The sequence below is a fragment of the Candidatus Avelusimicrobium sp. genome (assembly GCF_050873505.1).
In the GTDB taxonomy this organism is placed as follows: Bacteria; Elusimicrobiota; Elusimicrobia; order Elusimicrobiales; family Elusimicrobiaceae; genus Avelusimicrobium.
Genome location: NZ_JBNMIY010000007.1, coordinates 17,429 through 35,607 on the forward strand (window position 1 = coordinate 17,429; position 18,179 = coordinate 35,607).

The 18,179-nt window shown below is 48.9% G+C and carries 14 protein-coding genes; 6 read left to right on the top strand and 8 right to left on the bottom strand.

Features of this window, described 5'->3' with window-relative positions; all coding sequences use genetic code 11:
• Positions 1 to 110: 110 nt before the first annotated feature.
• On the bottom strand, positions 111 to 2,723 hold the full coding sequence (gene alaS / locus ACR0QV_RS05200) for an alanine--tRNA ligase (RefSeq protein WP_432635157.1): 2,613 nt from the start codon (positions 2,721 to 2,723) through the stop codon (positions 111 to 113).
• Positions 2,724 to 2,851: 128 nt separating this feature from the next.
• Between alaS and ACR0QV_RS05205 the strand changes: the two genes are divergently transcribed.
• The 3 genes from ACR0QV_RS05205 to ACR0QV_RS05215 are packed head-to-tail and all read left to right on the top strand — an operon-like array spanning position 2,852 to position 4,575.
• Positions 2,852 to 3,190 (top strand): hypothetical protein, encoded by a 339-nt coding sequence (locus ACR0QV_RS05205; protein ID WP_432635159.1) that lies wholly within the window; start codon positions 2,852 to 2,854, stop codon positions 3,188 to 3,190.
• Positions 3,187 to 4,074, top strand: a complete 888-nt coding sequence (locus ACR0QV_RS05210) for a diacylglycerol/lipid kinase family protein (RefSeq protein WP_432635161.1) — start codon at positions 3,187 to 3,189, stop codon at positions 4,072 to 4,074. Before ACR0QV_RS05205 ends, ACR0QV_RS05210 begins: the two co-directional genes overlap by 4 nt.
• Positions 4,075 to 4,575 (top strand): thermonuclease family protein, encoded by a 501-nt coding sequence (locus tag ACR0QV_RS05215; protein WP_428053630.1) that lies wholly within the window; start codon positions 4,075 to 4,077, stop codon positions 4,573 to 4,575.
• Between the two features lie 897 nt (positions 4,576 to 5,472).
• On the opposite strand, the gene ACR0QV_RS05220 is transcribed toward ACR0QV_RS05215, so the two are convergent.
• Complete coding sequence (locus ACR0QV_RS05220) at positions 5,473 to 6,033, bottom strand: NUDIX domain-containing protein (RefSeq protein ID WP_428053435.1); 561 nt, start codon at positions 6,031 to 6,033, stop codon at positions 5,473 to 5,475.
• A gap of 72 nt (positions 6,034 to 6,105) precedes the next feature.
• Between ACR0QV_RS05220 and dnaE the strand changes: the two genes are divergently transcribed.
• Both dnaE and ACR0QV_RS05230 read left to right on the top strand, forming a co-directional pair.
• Positions 6,106 to 9,597, top strand: coding sequence for a DNA polymerase III subunit alpha (dnaE, locus tag ACR0QV_RS05225; RefSeq protein WP_432635163.1), 3,492 nt, complete (start codon positions 6,106 to 6,108; stop codon positions 9,595 to 9,597).
• 82 nt (positions 9,598 to 9,679) lie between these two features.
• Entirely contained in the window at positions 9,680 to 10,636 is a 957-nt protein-coding gene (locus tag ACR0QV_RS05230; protein ID WP_432635165.1) for an L-lactate dehydrogenase, read from the top strand.
• 151 nt (positions 10,637 to 10,787) lie between these two features.
• Here ACR0QV_RS05230 and ACR0QV_RS05235 read toward each other — a convergent pair whose 3' ends face one another.
• The 6 genes from ACR0QV_RS05235 to ACR0QV_RS05260 form a co-directional block, all read right to left on the bottom strand.
• Entirely contained in the window at positions 10,788 to 11,390 is a 603-nt protein-coding gene (locus tag ACR0QV_RS05235) for a hypothetical protein (protein ID WP_432635167.1), read from the bottom strand.
• 20 nt (positions 11,391 to 11,410) lie between these two features.
• On the bottom strand, positions 11,411 to 12,058 hold the full coding sequence (locus tag ACR0QV_RS05240) for a hypothetical protein (RefSeq protein WP_432635169.1): 648 nt from the start codon (positions 12,056 to 12,058) through the stop codon (positions 11,411 to 11,413).
• Between the two features lie 389 nt (positions 12,059 to 12,447).
• Positions 12,448 to 13,782, bottom strand: coding sequence for a tetratricopeptide repeat protein (locus ACR0QV_RS05245; protein WP_432635171.1), 1,335 nt, complete (start codon positions 13,780 to 13,782; stop codon positions 12,448 to 12,450).
• Positions 13,757 to 14,578 carry a phytoene/squalene synthase family protein gene (locus tag ACR0QV_RS05250; RefSeq protein WP_432635173.1) on the bottom strand — a complete coding sequence of 274 codons (822 nt, stop codon included), beginning with the start codon at positions 14,576 to 14,578 and terminating at the stop codon, positions 13,757 to 13,759. The genes ACR0QV_RS05245 and ACR0QV_RS05250 overlap by 26 nt, the downstream gene beginning before the upstream one ends.
• The gene (gene coaW / locus ACR0QV_RS05255) at positions 14,565 to 15,413 is read right to left on the bottom strand and encodes a type II pantothenate kinase (protein ID WP_432635175.1); all 849 of its coding nucleotides are present in this window, start codon (positions 15,411 to 15,413) and stop codon (positions 14,565 to 14,567) included. Before coaW ends, ACR0QV_RS05250 begins: the two co-directional genes overlap by 14 nt.
• Positions 15,410 to 17,455 (bottom strand): M3 family metallopeptidase, encoded by a 2,046-nt coding sequence (locus ACR0QV_RS05260; RefSeq protein WP_432635177.1) that lies wholly within the window; start codon positions 17,453 to 17,455, stop codon positions 15,410 to 15,412. Before ACR0QV_RS05260 ends, coaW begins: the two co-directional genes overlap by 4 nt.
• Positions 17,456 to 17,618: 163 nt before the next feature.
• On the opposite strand from ACR0QV_RS05260, the gene ACR0QV_RS05265 reads away from it, so the two are divergent.
• A complete protein-coding gene (locus ACR0QV_RS05265; RefSeq protein WP_177746613.1) occupies positions 17,619 to 18,173 on the top strand; it encodes a pyruvoyl-dependent arginine decarboxylase in 555 nt (184 codons plus the stop codon).
• The last annotated feature ends 6 nt before the right edge of the window (positions 18,174 to 18,179 follow it).

Here is an 18,179-nt window from a genome sequence, read left to right on the forward strand (position 1 = left end):
TAATAGCAAACACCCCGGGGAGAATATTCCCGGGGTGCTTTGCATTACATTAGAATTTTTGCGGGCCGCAAAGCGGCTTGCGCCGCGCGGCGTTTAAGCCCAATACTTGTTTATAACGACATCTTCAAGCCGTCAATAAACTCCTGCCACGGGCGTTTGGCCTCGCCGCCGCCTTGGGCAAAGTCGGCGCGTCCGCCCGCGCGGCCGTTCAGGTCCGCCGCGATTTGCTTGGCAACGGTTGCCGCATTGGTATTGGGCAGGCTGCCCGCCGTCTTGACGACAAACGCACGTTTTCCGTCTTTATCGCAAGCCACAATAATCAAGGCCTGCTTGTATTTTTGGGCAATCGTATCGGCGATGTTGCGCAGTTCCTTGGGTTCGGCGCCCTCGGCGTTGCGCACGACTAATACCGTACCGTTTTTCAGCGTGAAACTCATCTCGTTAATGCCACCGGCGGCCAAGGTCTTTTCGCGGAATTGCAAGTAGCGCTTTTTGACCTCTTTCAGTTCATCCGCAATCGCATTAACACGAGTGAAAACATCCTTGGACGGCACTTCCAAACGCGCGGCCAATTCTTCGGCTTGGCGGTTGACGTTCTTTAAATAGTCCAGCGCGGCATAACCCGCCACGCCTTCCACACGGCGAACCCCGGCGGAAACGGAGCCCTCTTTGAGCACTAAAACCGTCATTACGTCCGCCGTATTTTTAACGTGCGTACCCGCGCACAGTTCCAAACTGTACTTTTGTTCCGGGTGAGCAAAACTGCCACCCATCAGCACAAAGCGGGCCGGGTCGGCGTACGTTTCGCCCAACAAGGTTACCGCGCCCAATTTTTCGGCATCGGCCAACGGGCGAACCTCGCAAGTAACGGGCAGGGCATCTTCGGCCGCTTTATTGGCAATCGCCCACGCCTTGTTTAATTCCTCGGCGGTCGGCGTTTTGGAGAGCGTATAGTCAAAGCGGAAGCGTTCCGGCGACACATAAGAACCGCTCTGGTGTACGGACGTGCCGAACACCTGGCGCAAGGCCGCGTTTACCAAGTGGATGGCGCTATGGTTGGCCATACAGCGTTTGCGCAGAGCCGCGTTGACCGTAAGCGTAACCTTTTGGCCTTTTTTAAGTTTGCCGGAAATTTTGTGCAAGAACACTTTGGCAACGGGCTTTTGCACATCGTCCACGCGGGCGATTTCTTTTCCGTCCAGCGTGATAACGCCCTTGTCGCCCACCTGTCCGCCGGATTCAGCATAGAAAGGCGTGCGGTCAAAGACAACATACCCTTCGCCGTTGACTTCGTCCGTCAATTCAAATTTGTCGTTAAGTAACATCAGCACCGTGCCCTCGTCCGTCAGCGTTTCATAACCCGTAAACGCGGTGGCGGGGTTGTGGGTTTCCACGTGCTGCATCATATAGGCTTTATCCTTGGTAAATTCGTCCGCATAGGAACGGCTCTTTTCCTGCGCGGCGGATTTGGCTTTTTCGTAGCCTTTTTCATCCACGGTTACACCCTTGGCGGCCGCAATTTCCTTAGTCAGTTCCAACGGGAAACCGTAGGTTTCGTGCAAGTGGAACGCTTCTTCGCCGGGCAAGGTTTTGCCGCAGGAAGCGAGCAGGGCGGAAAGTTTTTCTTCGCCGTTTACCAAGGTTTTTAAGAAAGTGGTCTCTTCCAATTTAAGCACGTCTTGGATGTGGGAAAGGTTCTTATCAATTTCCGGGTACAGGCCCGCAAAAATTTCCTTTACCACAGGGACCAAGGTGTAAAGATACGGTTTTTCGTTGCCCATTAATTTGGCATAGCGCGCGGCGCGGCGAATCAAGCGGCGCAAAATGTACCCGCGGCCTTCGTTAGAGGGCAAAATGCCTTCGGCAATTAAGAAACTGGAACTTCTGACGTGGTCCGCAATAATGCGCAGGGCGGAAACTTCCTCTTTGGTGGTTCCCTCAATATGCAAATCCTGCTTGGCGCGGTTAATAAGCGGAGTGAAGAGGTCGGTTTCAAATACGTTTTTGGCGTTTTGCATCGCCATACACAAGCGTTCCAAGCCCATACCCGTATCAATGTTGTTATGCGGCAAGGGTTTAAAGGTGCCGTCCTCTTGGCGGTTGTAACTTTCAAATACAATGTTCCAAATTTCTACAAAGCGGCCGCAGTCGCAGGTGATATCACAATGCGGATTTTTGCAGCCTTTATCGCCAAAGTCGTAATAAATTTCGCTGCACGGACCGCACGGGCCGGTAGAGCCCATCGTCCAAAAGTTGTCCGCTTCGCCCAATTCAAAAATGCGTTCCTTGGGTACATAGTTAAGCCACAAATTATAGGCTTCTTCGTCGCGCGGGGCAATACCGCCCTTATAAATGCTGACGTAGAGTTTATCCGGGGATAAGCCAAGTACCTTGGTTAAATATTCCCACGCCCAATCAATGGCTTCCTTTTTAAAATAGTCGCCAAAGGAAAAGTTGCCCAGCATTTCAAAAAACGTCAAATGGCGTTCGGTAAAGCCCACGCTGTCAATATCCGTGGTGCGCACGCATTTTTGGCAGGTGGTGGCGTTTTTGAGGGAGTCGTCAATGCCTAAAAAGTTGGCTTTAAACTGCACCATACCGGCAGAGGTAAAAAGCAAGGTCGGGTCCGAGTGCGGAATAAGGGAACTGGACGCGATAATCGGCAGTCCTTTGGAGTGGAAAAATTGCAAATAACCGTTTCTGATTTCTGTACTTGTTTTCATAAAACCTTCTTAACGTAACGTTTAAAACATATATAATAAAGTATATCAAATACAGGGGCTCCCACGCGTGGCTAACTCGTCCCCGAATAAAACAACAGACCTGTTGCCTGTTTTGTTATAATTTTCCTATGAACAAAATTTTCGGATATTTACTGATTTGCGCCGGGTTAGGCTTAATCTTTTTTTCGCTGACCGGGATGTACAAAGTTTTTGTAAACGGCGGGGCCGTAATGCCCGTTATGCAATTTGCGGATATGCAAATTAACACCCAATACGGGCCGATGCTCCTGCCGATGAAGAACCTGAGCACCTTGGCCAATTTGGGCTTGTTTGCGGTGCTGATGATGTTTGTGTTATCCGCCGGGAGCAAGGTAGCACAAATCGGCAATGGGTTGCTCAAAACCGAACGGTTGTGCGAAACCATAAAAAACAGCCGCAATACGGAAGAGGAACTGAAAAAATTATGAAAATTCTTTTTATTTTAAACCCCAAGAGCGGGAAAACGCAACTGGACCAGGACCGTTTGGAAGCAATGTCCAAATGTATTCAACTGAACTTTCCGGGGGCCGATATGCGCCTAACCAAGGCCGCCGGGCACGCCACGGAACTGGCCAAAGAGGCCGCCGCCAACGGATACGATGCCGCGGTGGCTATCGGCGGGGACGGGACGATAAACGAAACCGCCCGCGGGCTGGTGGGCACGAATACGGCCTTGGGCGTTATCCCCAAAGGGTCCGGCAACGGCTTTGCGCGCGAGTTGGGTATGCCGCTTTTGTTTGAAGAAGCCGTAATGCGGTTGCAACGCGCAAAAATCCACAAATGCGATGCGGGCCGCGCCAACGGGGAACTCTTTTTAAATCTGGCCGGGGTCGGCATTGAGGCCGAAATTGCCTGGCAGTTTATGGAACAGGGCAAAACGGGCAACCGCGGGATGTGGCCTTATTTTAAAATCGGCGCGCAGACCGTTTTTTCCTATAAGCCCAAAACCTTGCAGGTGGATTTGGACGGCACGCCTTGCACCTTGGCACCTTTGACCTTGGTGTTTGCCAACGGACGCCAATACGGAAGCAACTTTAAAATTGCGCCCAAGGCCAATTTAAGCGACGGCGAATTGGATATGGTTATCGTGCGTGATGCGCCCAAGTGGAAATTGGCGTTGGCCGCCCCGTCTTTCTTTACCGACAACTGGCGCCCCTTTGGCATTACGGAAACCACACACGCCAAGTACGCCGTTATCCGCCTGCCGGGCGACATTGTCTATCACATTGACGGCGAACCACGCAAAACCAAGGACCAGTTGGAAATTGCCATACAGCCCGGCGCTTTAAATGTGCTGTTCCCGGAGAAATAAATGGCCCGCAGAAGACGAACCTCCACCCGCAAGACAAATAAGCAGGTAAAATTTTGGGCGACCGTGATTGCCACCGCCGTGCTGTACATTATGCAGCAGCAGGGCAAGCCGCTTACCCAAACGGGCGAGGTGGAGGACGGGGCAATATTTAGGGACGTGTCTATCGCCTCGGTTTACGACGGGGATACCTTTAAAATTAATTTAAATTGCTCGCTAGCCGTGTATTGCGAGAAAGTGCCCGTGCGCGTGCGCGGGGTGGACTGCGCGGAAATGAAAGGCAAGACCGAAAAGGAAAAGCGCAAAGCCCAGCAGGCCAAGGAATTTACCCAAGCATTTTTGGACCAAAAACCTATTACGCTTTCCGACTGCGGGAGGGATAAATATTTCCGTCTGCTCTGTGATGTAACCAACGGCGAGGGCAAAAACTTGGCGGACGAACTTATCCGCCGCGATTTAGGCTATCCTTACGACGGTGGTACGAAGTCTAAAAGGTATCAATAAAATTGAAATCTTAGTTTAATGTGTAAACATCAAACCCATTAACAGAACCTGTTTTCTTTCTGCCAAGGGAATACATAACTTACGCCCCTTATCCCCCGCATTGCCCCTCTTTCCCAAAAGAATACCTTGATTCTCTTGCGATGGATACTGAAACCCCTGTGCGGGCCTCACCTTACAGGTGGCAGATTGTCTGCACTCATTTGATTAAGGAAGCCACACTTTTTTTGCAATGTTGCAAACCAATAAAACAATAACAATAAAAGGCTGTTACAAAAATTGGGGTCCTTGAACTGGCGGCCCGCAGGGTTTTCAGAATCTACCGATTGGGTTATTAAAAACAACGGCAACAACCAACAACCCAAGCGGTAGATCCTGAAACAAGTTCAGGATGACTGTCTTATTTAATAACGGCAGATCCCGGATAAAAACCTTCCGGGATGACGGCACCTTGCAGGCGGCAATTCAGGATGACCTCTTATTGTTGGCGCGGGTCTTGCCCGCTTATAAAAGGCGTATAAGGCGGAGAAGTATTTTTACTTGTCTGAGCGTAGCGAGTTGTAAAAATACCCGCCGTTACTGCCTTTTATGGGCCCTGACCCGCTGGTCTTTTTGGTTCTTTTTCTCCCACGAGAAAAAGAAAAAAGAAACTTTTGCTACTTTTCTTTAAAGAAAAGTAAGGAACCATTTTGCGGGTCTTGCCCGGCGGTTAATGCGTAAAAGGCGGAGAAGAAGTCCCTTTTCCGCTTGGACTGTTGGTTGTGTAGGCCGCCCGTGCGTTGCTGATAAAAAGCGAGTTGAACGGAAAAATATTTTGATTTGTTTGAGCCCGTTCGGGCGAGTTATCAAAATATCCGTTCAACTCTGCTTTTTATAACGCTTTGGGCGGCGAGTTTTTTGCTACTTTTTTTCGGTAAAAAAAGTAGGGAAATGTATTCTATACCATTGGAGCATAATCACCGTTTTGGCGTCGGTAATTTCGCCATTTTCCACCATTTGGTAGGCTTTTTCCAAGGGGACTCTCTCCAAGTTCAAAAATTCGTCTTCATCCGGCTGGTCTTCCCCGCGCGTAAGCCCCGTAGCCAAATACAAATGCTGGATTTCGTTGGAAAACGCATTGCACGGGTGGAAGGTCATCACTTCTTGCAAGTTTTTAGCCGTTAGGCCTGTTTCCTGTTTGAGTTCCGCTTCGGCACACATCAAAAAAGTTTGGTTTTCCTCGCGTTTGCCAGCGGGGATTTCCAGCGTAACCTGCCCAATCGGGTAGCGGTATTGCTGGACTAAATAGACATATCCGTCCTCTACGGGCAGTACGCCGCTTGCGCCGCGGTGGTCAAAATACAAACGGGTGGAGGTCTTGCCGTTTACCAATCTTACTTCATCCATTTTTACACCCAATACGCCCTTATAGAGCGTTTTGGAGGAAATCGTTGTCTCTTTTAATTTACTATAATGTTTCATATACATATCTTATAACATTTAGACCCGCCCGGACTGTTTATCCGTCCGCCGATTTTAAAAGGATTTGCCCCTATGGCCGAATTTGTACAACTGCACAACCACACGGAATACTCCCTCTTGGACGGTATGCTGCGCATATCCTCCAACCACAAACCCTCGCAATTTTTGCAGGATTTAGTGGCGCAGGGCATCCCGGCTATGGCAATGACCGACCACGGCAATATGTACGGTGCGCTGGACTTTTACGATACGGGCCGCGCGGCGGGCATTAAGCCTATCATCGGGTGCGAGTTCTACATCACCGAAGGCAAATATAACGAGAAGGATAAATCCCGCACCGGGCACTTAACCCTGTTGGCCCGCGATTATGAGGGCTACCGCAATTTAATGAAGTTAAACTCTATGGCCTGGGTGGACGGATTCTATTATCACCCGCGCATAGACAAAGAAATTTTGGCCCAGCACAGCGGCGGACTGCTTTGTTTGTCCGGCTGCTTAAAGGGCTTTTTATCCCAATATGTGCGCGAACCGGGCGGCTTTGACAAGGCCTGCGCACTCGCCAAGGAATACCAAGACATCTTTGGCGTGGGGAACTATTACATTGAACTAATGGACCACGGCATACGGGAAGAGGTGGAATCCCTGCCGCTTTTAAAGGACGTCGCCAAGCGCACGGGCATCCCCGTGGTGGCCACCAACGACTGCCACTATTACAAAAAGGATGACTGGCTGGCGCACGACGTGGCCGTTTGTATTGCAACGGGCAAGACGTTAAACGACCCCAACCGTATGCAAATGTCGCACGAGTTGTATTTTAAATCGCCCGACGAAATGTGCGCGCTGTTTTCGCACACCCCCGAAGCCTGCTCCAACACCTTGGCCATTGCCGAAAAGTGCAATTTGGAGTTTCCCAAACACGGGTTTATTTTACCGAATTTTGATATTCCCAAAGAGTTCCCCAACTCAGCCGAATACTTTAAGGATATTTGCCGCAAAGGGCTTATCAAAAAGATGAACGGCAATGTGCCGGACAATTATTGGAAGCAGTTGGAGTTTGAGTTCAACGTTATTATTACAATGGGCTTTGACTGCTACTTCCTTATTGTGCAGGACTTTATTAACTGGGCGCGCGCCAACGGAATTCCGATAGGGCCGGGGCGTGGTTCCGGCGCAGGGTCTTTGGTGGCGTACAGTATGGACATTACGCGCGTGGACCCCATTGTAAACAAACTGCTGTTTGAACGCTTTTTGAACCCGGACCGCGTAAGTATGCCCGATTTGGATATTGATATGTCCGACGCGGGGCGCGAACGCGTAATTGATTATGTGCGCGGCAAATACGGCTACGATAAAGTTTCCCAGATTATTACCTTTGGTACGATGAAGGCCAAACTGGCCTTAAAGGACGTGGCCCGCGCAATGGAAATCCCGGTAGCCGAGGCCAACCGTATCGCCAAAATGATTCCCAACGACCCCAAAATGACCTTGGAAAAGGCGTTGGAAATCAACGAACTCAAAAACGAAATTGACCACAACCCGCAGAGCAAAAAACTCTTTGAAATGGCCCGCAAGATTGAGGGCTTAAAACGCCATACGGGTATTCACGCCGCCGGGGTACTGATTACCAAGGATGCGGTGTCCGAATACGTGCCGCTTGCGCGCGGGGCGCGTGATTCCATTACCACCCAGTTTGAAGGGGAACCGTGCTCCAATTTAGGGTTGCTGAAAATGGACTTTTTGGGTCTGCGTACGCTGACGGTTATTGATAATGCCGAAAAAATGATTCGCGCCCGCCACGACCCCGATTTTGATATTAACAAAATCCCGCTGGACGATAAAAAAACCTACGATATGCTTTGCGCCTGCAAGACGTTGGGTATCTTCCAGTTGGAAAGCGGCGGGATGCGCGACCTTATCAAAAAGTTACAGCCGACCCAATTTAGCGACGTGTCCGCCTTGGTGGCGCTCTACCGCCCCGGCCCGATGGAATCGGGTATGATGGATATGTTTGTCCGCCGCAAAAACGGACAGGAAAAAATCGTCTATGAAACGCCCCTGTTGGAAGAAACCCTGAAAGACACCTACGGTTGTATGGTGTATCAGGAACAGATTATGCAAATTTCCAAAACATTGGGCGGCTTTACCCCCGGCGAGGCTGATACCTTGCGTAAGGCTATGGGTAAAAAGAAACTGGACGTAATGGAAAAGTTCGGTAAAAAGTTCGTAGAGGGTTGCAAAAAGAACAACATTTCCGAAAAAATCGCTACGCACATTTACGAACAAATGAAGGCCTTTGCAGGTTACGGTTTTAACAAATCCCACTCGTTTGCGTACGGCTTGGTTTCGTATCAAACGGCGTATTTAAAGGCCAATTATCCTATTGAATTTATGTGCGCGGCCCTGACCAACGAAATCGGGCACAACGCCATCGGCTCCGACGATAAGGAAAACAAAATTGTTACCTATCTGGAAGAAGCCAAAAAAATGGGCTTTGCTACGCTCCCGCCGGATGTGAACAAGTCCGAGCCGGAATTTTCCGTAGAGGAAATTGACGGCAAGGAATACATCCGCTACGCGCTGGAAGCCATTAAAAACGCCGGGGAAGAGGCGTGCCTGTCTATCGTAAACGAACGCAAAAAAGACGGCCCTTATAAATCGTTGGAAGATTTATGCAGCCGCATTGACCTTTTTCAGGCCAACAAGAAAACGATTGAAAGTTTAACCAAGGCAGGCGCGCTGGACTCTATGATGCCGGGGCAGGACCCCAAGGCCGCCCGCGCCACGCTACTGGCCAATATAGACAACGCCGTAGATACCGCCCACTTGGTAGCCAAGGAAAAAGAAAAGGACGCGGGCAACCTGTTCGGCGACGATTTTTCATCTGTACTCAGCGTTAAGAAAAAACCGACCGTTAAGGCCGAGCCGCTCACGCAAAACGATTTGCTCGCTTATGAAAAAGAGGTGTTAGGTCTTTATTTCAGCGGGCACCCGATTGCCAAATACCAAAACTATTTAAAGCAGTTGCGTTGCACGCCGATTATTGATATTTTGGAAGGGCGCGCCACGGGCCGCTTAAACATCGTGGGTATTATTACGCTCTTTAAAAAGCGTCAAAACAAGCAAAAGCAAGAGTGGGCGCAAATGACGATTGAGGACTGCACGGGCTCCATTTTGGTAAACGCTTTTGCGCGGGCCTATGAAGGGATGTCCCATAAATTGGCCCCGAACGCCATTTTGAACTTTATGGGCGATATTAAGGTGGACGAGGACAGCGCGCGCATTGAACTAAACTTAAAGGGCGTAAGCAGCGTAACGGATTTAATTTCCAACATTGCCAAGGAATTTACGATTCATATTCCGGCGGGTTATTCCAAAAACAACCTGCAAAAATTGCGCACGTATTTGGATATGACGCGCGGCACCACCGTGGTCTATTTGGAGGTTCTCTCCAAGGAACACCCGGGCAAGGTGCACCGTATCCGCACCAACAAGCGGATTTTGCTCCACAAGGGCCTGCTTGAATTTATTGAAAATACAATGGGCAACGCTTGGAGTTTTAAGTAACCTCTTTTAGGGGCGGCACAACAAAAACAGATTTTGTATAGTAATAACAGCGGGGCGGAAGCCCCAAGGGGGAAGTAAAAGTATGGAAACAAATTATATCAATTTCAGCAAGGTGGGCATTATTGGTTGCGGATTTGTCGGCTCGTCCTCTGCGTTTAGTTTAATGCAGAGCGGTATGTTTACCGAAATGGTGCTTATTGACGCCGACCAAGCCCGTGCCGAGGGTGAAGCGTTGGATATCAGCCACGGCCTGCCGTTTGCCAAACCGATGAAAATCTACGCTGGCGGCTATAACGATTTAAAGGACGCCGGACTGATTATCATCACCGCGGGCGCCAACCAAAAACCCGGCGAAACCCGCTTGGACCTCGTCAAAAAGAACATCGCTATCTTTAAGTCCATTATCCCGGAAATCAAAAAAATTGATTACAAGGGCATTTTGCTTATCGTGGCTAACCCGGTGGACATTTTGACGACCGTCGCCATTAAGTTAAGCGGCTTCCCGACCAACCGCGTTTTTGGTTCCGGCACTGTGTTGGATACCGCGCGCTTGAAATACAATTTGGGCCAGCATTTGGACGTGGACAGCCGCAGCGTGCACGCATTTATCATCGGCGAACACGGCGACAGCGAAATTGCCGCTTGGAGTTGCGCCAACGTGTCCGGTATTAAGTTAAACAAATTCTGCGAAATGCGCGGCTACTTCAAGCACGAGGAAGCGATGAAGAGAATCGCCGACGAAGTGAAGAACAGCGCGTACGAAATTATCAAACGCAAACGCGCCACTTATTACGGTATTGCTATGGCCGTGCGCCGCATTTGCGAAGCCATTGTGCGCAACGAAAAATCCATTTTGCCTATTTCCTCTTTGATGAACGGGCAATACGGCATTTCGGGCATTGCGCTTAGTATGCCGGCGATTGTGGGCAGAAACGGCGTAGAAACGCACGTCCCGTTTGAAATCAACGAACAGGAAGCGGCCGACCTGCAAAAATCCGCCAATACCTTGCAAGAAGTCCTCGCCCAAAACGAACTGTAATCGTTGTGGCAGACCGCTTGTAAGCATTAGCCAGCAAACCGCCTTATACGCGCGGCTTCTGTGGCAAAATATAAGAATTTAACCCCGGGGAAATTATAAAAATTTCCCCGGGGTTTTAATATACTGAAACAGCGGGACGAGTCTAATATGCTTAATTCGACACAATACAGATTTCGTGTTCACTCTTCCGCATCCATATTTGGTTACCTCCAAAATACTGGGGAAACATGCCTACAACCTCTCCATTTTCTATAGTTATAGCTGCTTCAAAATTGCTCATAGTTCGGTGTTGAACATACGCTTGATGAAACATACTAGCGCCGATGAGGCGGGGATTCAAAAATACTGGTTTTGAAGGCCCTTGGCACGCAGCGTCCATACATAAATCGGCAGTATGTCTGCTCCAGTCAGCATGGGCTAACCACCCTACAACAACAATACCACCATACTTGCTATCAATTGTCCCCTCTATAAAGTCTTGCGCTAAATAAACACTTCTGCTCGTACGATCATACCCATCTGGACAAACACTCTCATTAGCACTTTGCTGGCTTTTACTTGTAGTTGCAGTAGTCGCAATCTGACTGATAATCATTCCCATAACGACCACTATGCAGACGGCTAAGAATCCCGCTAGCCAATCTGGCAAGGGTGAATCCGATGCGGGTTCTAGACCTTTCGGTTTTTTTATATTTTGTGGCGTTTCTAACGGCTGTTCCTTTTTATCTTTTTGCTCTTCGTTTATTTGAGACATATATTTCTCCTAATATAAATTTATTTCAATTTACTTTCGTCATTTTGCTTCTGGTGTGCAATGTCCGCAATATCATTTTTCTGTATGTGAATTAGATATAAGCGCGGCACAAAATATACCCCTGCCACCAAGGCTAAACTAATATCTATATCAGGAGTTGTAGCCGTACCGCAAGTACAATTCATCTTAACCGACAGCCAGAAACGTATCACAATCCAAATAAGCCATACAGCAGCAGCCCAAGCAGTGCCCCGAGCCAGCCTTTGGGCCTGCTGAATCAGGCCTGCATTAGCGGACGCAGGATATTTCGCACTATATTTTGGGACTACTAACATAAAATCTATTTCGTGCCAACTTCCCTCCTCAACAAATTTGAGTTTTATATATTTAAAATACTTTACGCGGTCGTTCTTCACTCCAACAAAAATAAGAGGTACTCCATATAGAATGGAATATTCCTTTAACGGCTTGATGGCTGGTGGGTTGTCTTCAAAAACAAAAAGGGCTATAACATCACCGAAATTATTCTTTAATCTCCACCAGTTATTTCCCTTATCTATCAAACCCGCAGAATACCCTTTATTTTTCAGTTCCTTTTCCAATTCCGCAAAGGCCCTTTTACGAGCCGCTTCACTCGCGTCAAACTCTTCTGCTTCGTTTTTATTCATTTAATATCTCCTTTTATTAAGATAGTGGTGTTTTTAGCCATAAAAAAAGCGACGTATTACCAAAGCCATTGCACTAACCGTGGTAACCGTCGCCCACCTCCCCCCGAATTAGGGAGGGAGGTGCGAAGCAAACGGCTATCTGTGGAGTGCAATGTGCCGGATGTTTTGCCCGGCTCAGCATAGGCTTCCCCTACGCTTCCAACAAATAACCTTTAAATTGTTTTACTGTTGTAAATTAAACTTATCTGATTTCTAATTACCTCTAAATTAAAACTAATACATTTATTTTATAAAACAAACCCTGTTTCCACAAGCCCTATTTTTAACACCACATAAAAGCCCCGGGCGCGTAGGCCCGGGGGTGCGTTCAATTTAGCAAAACAGCAATTTTATTGGATAAGTAGGCCGTCGCTCGCGCACAAGGTGTAGCCATAGAGGGCGTAGGTTTCCACTAATGCGTTAGCGGGCACCTTTACCTTGGGGTTGCGCTTCTTGCGCGAGGACATCACGTAATAGTAAGAAACGCCCAACTTATCGTCCGAAGCGCGAGATTGCACAAAATAGCGGCGTTCGTTTTTGGACATATTCAAAATATACAGTCCCAAATTTTTTCGCAGGGTGTCCTCGGAACAGAAGGTTTGGTTTTCCAGCATTTTCACTTCGGAGCGGGAAATTTCAATATACCCCGCCTTTTTCAGTTCCTCTTGCCGCTGTTCCAACTGGGCCAAAAAGGCCGGGGTCGGCGGCACGGATTCGCTCGGGAGCAAAAAGCGTTTGCGGTTTTTTAAGGCTTCGGTATAAACATAAAAGCCGCTGTCGGTTAAGGTGCTTTCGGGCGTGTAAATTTTGTTGCCCTTCATATCGCGAAGGCTGTAAATATCCCGCACCGCCACGCCTGCGCGGTTAAAAACGTTAAACGCGTCCTGCCCAATACTTTTTTCAAGCGCTTTATAACCGTCCAACGTCAAAATTTCGCGCTCAAAGCCCGTACCTTTGTTTAGCGTTACCACATATTCGGCGGGCATTTTGGGGTATTTATTTTTCAGATACGTTACGCCTTGGCGTTGTTCGTCGCGGTGGATAGCGGAGAAGAGCGCCCGGTCCGCTTCGGTCAGTTCGGTGGCCTCGGGTTTGACGGCGTAGCGCTGTTTAAGGGCTTCCAGCATTTCTTCGTCCGTCAAATAATCCGGCTCCAAGTTTACCAGCCGCTTGCGCGCGATTAAATTCATCGGCTCCACGGCAATCGCCGAGCGGTAATATTCCGCCGCGCCCTGTTTATCGCCCTGGTATTCCACAATCACGCCCTTACCCACCAAGGAATTTACGTTAGCGGCGTTGTACTCCAAGGATTTGGAATACATTTTAAGGGCTTGGTCGTTCTGCTGGCGTTTGAGCGCGATATCCCCCAACATAGAATATACATAAGACCAATACGGGGAATTGCGCTTCATATTTTTGAGTGCTTCGTTAAAATATTTTTCGGCTCCGTTCAAATCGTCCTGCGTTAGAAGCACGCCCGCCAAGGATAAAAGCGCATCCACATTGGACGCGTCCATTTTTACGCAACGCGCAAAAGCGTCCTTGGCTTTATCGTAATTTTTGGCGGCGTAAAGCGTTTTGCCGTTCTCCACACAGGCAGACACCTTGTCCGCCGCGAACGACACGGCAGGCGTACACAAGCAAGCAATTAAAAAGCCGTTAGAAAATAGTTTTGAGTAGTGCATAAAATACGCTTCGTAATTTTTCGCCTTTGGTTAATTTAACCGGGGCCGATAATAATGTAAAGCCCTCTTTTCTTATTTTAGCAAGATTTTTTAAATATACATACCCCATTACTTTGCACGGGAGCATTTTTAGGCGCGGGAACAGGCGCATTAACCCAAACGCCTTTTGATAGTGTGCTTCGGCCTGCGTGGCCAGTTCGCGCAATACTTCGGGCAGTTTGGCGGGGATTTTATCCTGCAAAACCGCCTCGCGCGTGAGGCCGTATTTAATAAGTAAATCGCTAGGGATATACACGCGCCCCAAGGCTTTATCGTCCGCTACGTCGCGGATGATGTTGGTAATTTGCACCGCACAGCCCAACTCCCAGGACAACTGGTCCGCCTGCGGGCCCTTTACGCCCAAAATGTCCAAGGTGGCGCGCCCCACAATCACGGCTACGCGCAGTAAATACCAATCCAACTCCTCCGCCGTCCGATAGGTGCGGCCCGTTAAATCGGCTTGCATCCCTTCAATTAAAAGCAAAAAGCGGTCCGGCAACATCCCAAAGGTCCGCACATCCTTTTGCAAACGGCGGCCTAAATCCGTGGTGGGCGTTCCCTCGTAAATGCGGGCGGTTTCCGCCCGCCAAAAGGCCAGTTGTTTCTCCGGGTCTTTTACATCGGGTTCATCGGCAATATCGTCCATCAAGCGGCAAAACTCGTAATAATCGGCCAAGGCTTCGCGCCGGAGTTTATCCAAAAAGAAAAACGCCGGGCCGAAACTGGATTTTTTGTACGAATTTTTATTTGCCGCCATTGTTTTTTCCGTTTTTATACAGGTACGAAAGCGCCGCGCCCGTGGCCGTGGCGTAAATGGCGTTTTGCGGGATAATAAAGTTTACCCCGTGCATTTTGTGCAGGGCATTAAAGACCTTTTTCGCGCACGGCACCAAGGTTAAAGTTCCCGTTAAAACCACGTCTTTTACGCTGTCGTTGCGGCAGGCGAAGACGGCCATCATACCAATTGTTTGAAAGGCCATATTCAAAATGCCGAGGGCCAAATCGTTATGGGTGGCGCCGTCCTCCATTTTGCCAAAGTTGGAGGCCGTGGTATCGGCGGACAAGGTGGGAATAACACCCTTGCTGATGTCGCCAATATTCAAATCCACCCGCTGCAAGGAACCGCCGGCGGCCATTTCAACCACCGTTTTAAACGAGGTCGCGCCGCACAGTTTGTTGCAAAGGCCCAATACCGTGCCGCCGCCCACGCCGGAGCCGCCGATGTGGCGGATGCCGTCCTTGCCCGCGCGGACAAATGCCGTACCCGTCCCCATACTGACGATTAAACCTTCCTTTTTGCCGGACAGAGCCAGCCCGCCTAGGCCGATGGCTTCAAATTCGTCCACCTTGGACGTGGGGATTCCGTACACCTCTTTTTTAAAGAGCGAGGAACCGACACCCGTTAAAATAATTTGCTTTACCTCGGCCAGTGTTAAATTATTTTCGTTAATAAATTTACCCAGCGCACCATAGGCCGACGTCAGCGGGTCGGCCGCTTCCACCTTTAAGACAGAAATTAATTTTCCGCCGTCCGTATAGCCCACAATTTTAGTGGTGGAGCCGCCCACATCAATACCGATTACCGCGCTCATAAATTCTCCAAGCCGATGGATTTTAAGAAGGGCTTATTGTCCGCCGGGCGGCCTAAAAAGTTTTCTACCATTTTTTCTTCGTCCAACGTGCCGCCCTTTTCCAAAATTTCGCGGCGGAATTTTAACCCCGTTTCCGGGTTGAAAATGCCGTGCTTTTTAAACTCGCCAAAGAAGTCCTCGGCGATTACTTCCGACCACAAATAACCGTAATACCCCGCGTCATAGCCGCCCATAATGTGGCCGAACGAGGCCTGCGGAATCGTGCCCTTGGTAAGCGGGAGCCCGCGGATTTTTTTGGTTAATTCAAAATATAATTTGGTGGAATCCGGGGTTGTATCCGCGGTGTGGAGCGTCATATCGTACTGGGCAAAAAAGTCCTGCCGCAGATACATACCGCCCGCGCCGAAATTCTTGGCCGCAATCATCCGTTTGATTAATTCATCCGGCAACGGTTCGCCCGTTTTGTAGTGCTTGCTGATTTTTTTAAGCACTTGCGGGTCCCACGCCCAGCGTTCCAGCATTTGGCTGGGGGCTTCTACAAAGTCCCAACTAACGCTGGTGCCCGAAAAGGCGGAATATTTCGCCTTGGTTAAGGCGTTGTGCAACACGTGGCCAAACTCGTGGAACAGCGTTTCCACTTCGCCGTGCTTTAACAAAGAAGGCGTATCGCCGGACGGTTTATTCAAGTTGGCTACAATCGCCACGAACGGGATTTGATACGTTCCGTCCTGCTTTTCCTCGCCATCCACCAGGCCGAAGCAGGCCGCGTGTTTGTATTTGCCTTCACGCGGATAAAGGTCCATATAAAAGTAGGCTACCAGTTCGCCCGTGGCTTTGTCTTTAATTTTAAACGCCTTTACATCCGGGTGCCACACGGGGATATCCACCGGCTCAAACGTAATGCCAAACACCCCGCCAAACAAATCAAGCATTCCGTCAATCACTACTTGGGACGGGAAATATTCTTTGATTTTTTCGCTGTCCAATTCCAAATTTTCCTTGCGGAATTTGTTGCTCCAATAGCCGCTTTCCCACGAATAAAGCGTGCGGCTGTTTTTGCCGGTTTTGGAATTTTTGTAGGCAATCATTTCTTTGTCTTCTTTTTTGCCGAGCGGTTTTAATTTCTTTTGTAAATCCTTCAAAAACGTCATAACCGTTTTGGGATTTTTGGCCATACGGTCTTCCAAGCGCAGTTCGGCGTGGTTTTTATAGCCTAACAGGTGGGCGATTTCGCGACGCAGGGTAAGCGTTTTTTCAAGCAGTTCCACATTTTCCTGTCCGCCGCGGCGGTTAAATTTAAACTCTAATTCCTTGCGGGCCTGTTCGTCATCGGCGTTTTGCATAAAAGGAACGTAATCGGGGTAATCCAGCGTAACCAAATATTTGCCGTCATCGGTCTTGGCGAGTTTTTGGATATAATCTTCGCCCAAGCCCTTCAACTGTTCTTGCGTAACGGCCAAGGGGTCCTTGTACTCTTGGATGTTTTTATCAAACTTAATAATGTACTCGGCTTTTTCTTTATTTAAGGCTTTAAATTTTTCCAAATCCGCATCGTTTAAATCCATACCGCTGTTTTTAAAACCAATCAGCATTTCTTTAACGAGTTTGGCCTGCACCGGGTCCAACTTGGGGTTGGTGTCGGTATATTCGCGGATGGCCTTATACACATCGCGCCGGGTGGCTACATCCACCATATATTGGCTGATTTGCATTTGCAAATCGTTGGCGGCGTCGCGGAATTTTTTATCTGTGGAAACATAGGACAAAAATCCGCTCATCCCCAGCGCGTTGCCGTAATTGTCAAAGGCGCGCTCATAGCCCATAATGGTATTGTCAAAGGTGCGCTCGGCCTGCGGGATAGCGATTAAAGCGGCTAAATCTTTTTCCAGTTTTACGCGCGCGGCGGCCTCGGCCGGGGCCAGGTCCTCCGCCTTGTAATCAAAATGCAAAACGCCGTTTTTGTTAAACATATCTGCCATAGAAAACGCTCCCGTCGCGGTTAAAAGCAAAGCCGTAACCAAAAGAAATTTTGTTTTTTTCATAGTAATATAATACACTCTTATTGTAGCGGTTTTCCCATTGCGGGGGCAACCGCTGCTTTGAAAGCCCGTAACAATAACAAAGAAAGATGTTTTGGTCTTGTGTTATTTGTTATAATTAATATTATATTAATTCTCACATCAAGGAATTAGTGGAAAAATAAAAATGTACGAAGCGTTTGTACCCAAAGAGATATTCCTTACCAAAGGAATTGGCAGACACAAAGAAAAATTGGCCAGTTTTGAAGAAGCGTTGAGAGACGCCAAAATTGCCAGTTTCAACTTGGTGCCTGTATCCAGCATCTTCCCTCCCGGCTGCAAAACCGTGCCCGTTTCCAAAGGGCTTCAAGAATTGCACCCGGGCCAAATTCTGCATTGCGTCATCAGCAGAAACACCAGCAACGAATACCGCCGCTTGATTTCCGCCTCGGTGGGGTTGGCTATCCCGAAAGAAGGGAAAACCACCCACGGATATATTTCCGAACACCACAGTTTCGGCGAAACCGACAAACAGGCCGGCGACTATGCGGAAGACTTGGCCGCTTTGATGCTCTCTACCACGTTGGGTATTGAGTTTGATAACAATACTACGTGGGACCAGAAAGAAGAAATCTGGAAAATGAGCGGAAAAATCGTCCGCACGACCAACATTACCCAGTCCGCCATCTGCGTGGAAGGCCTTTGGACCACCGTAGTGGCTGCGGCTGTGTTTGTCAAATAACTCCGG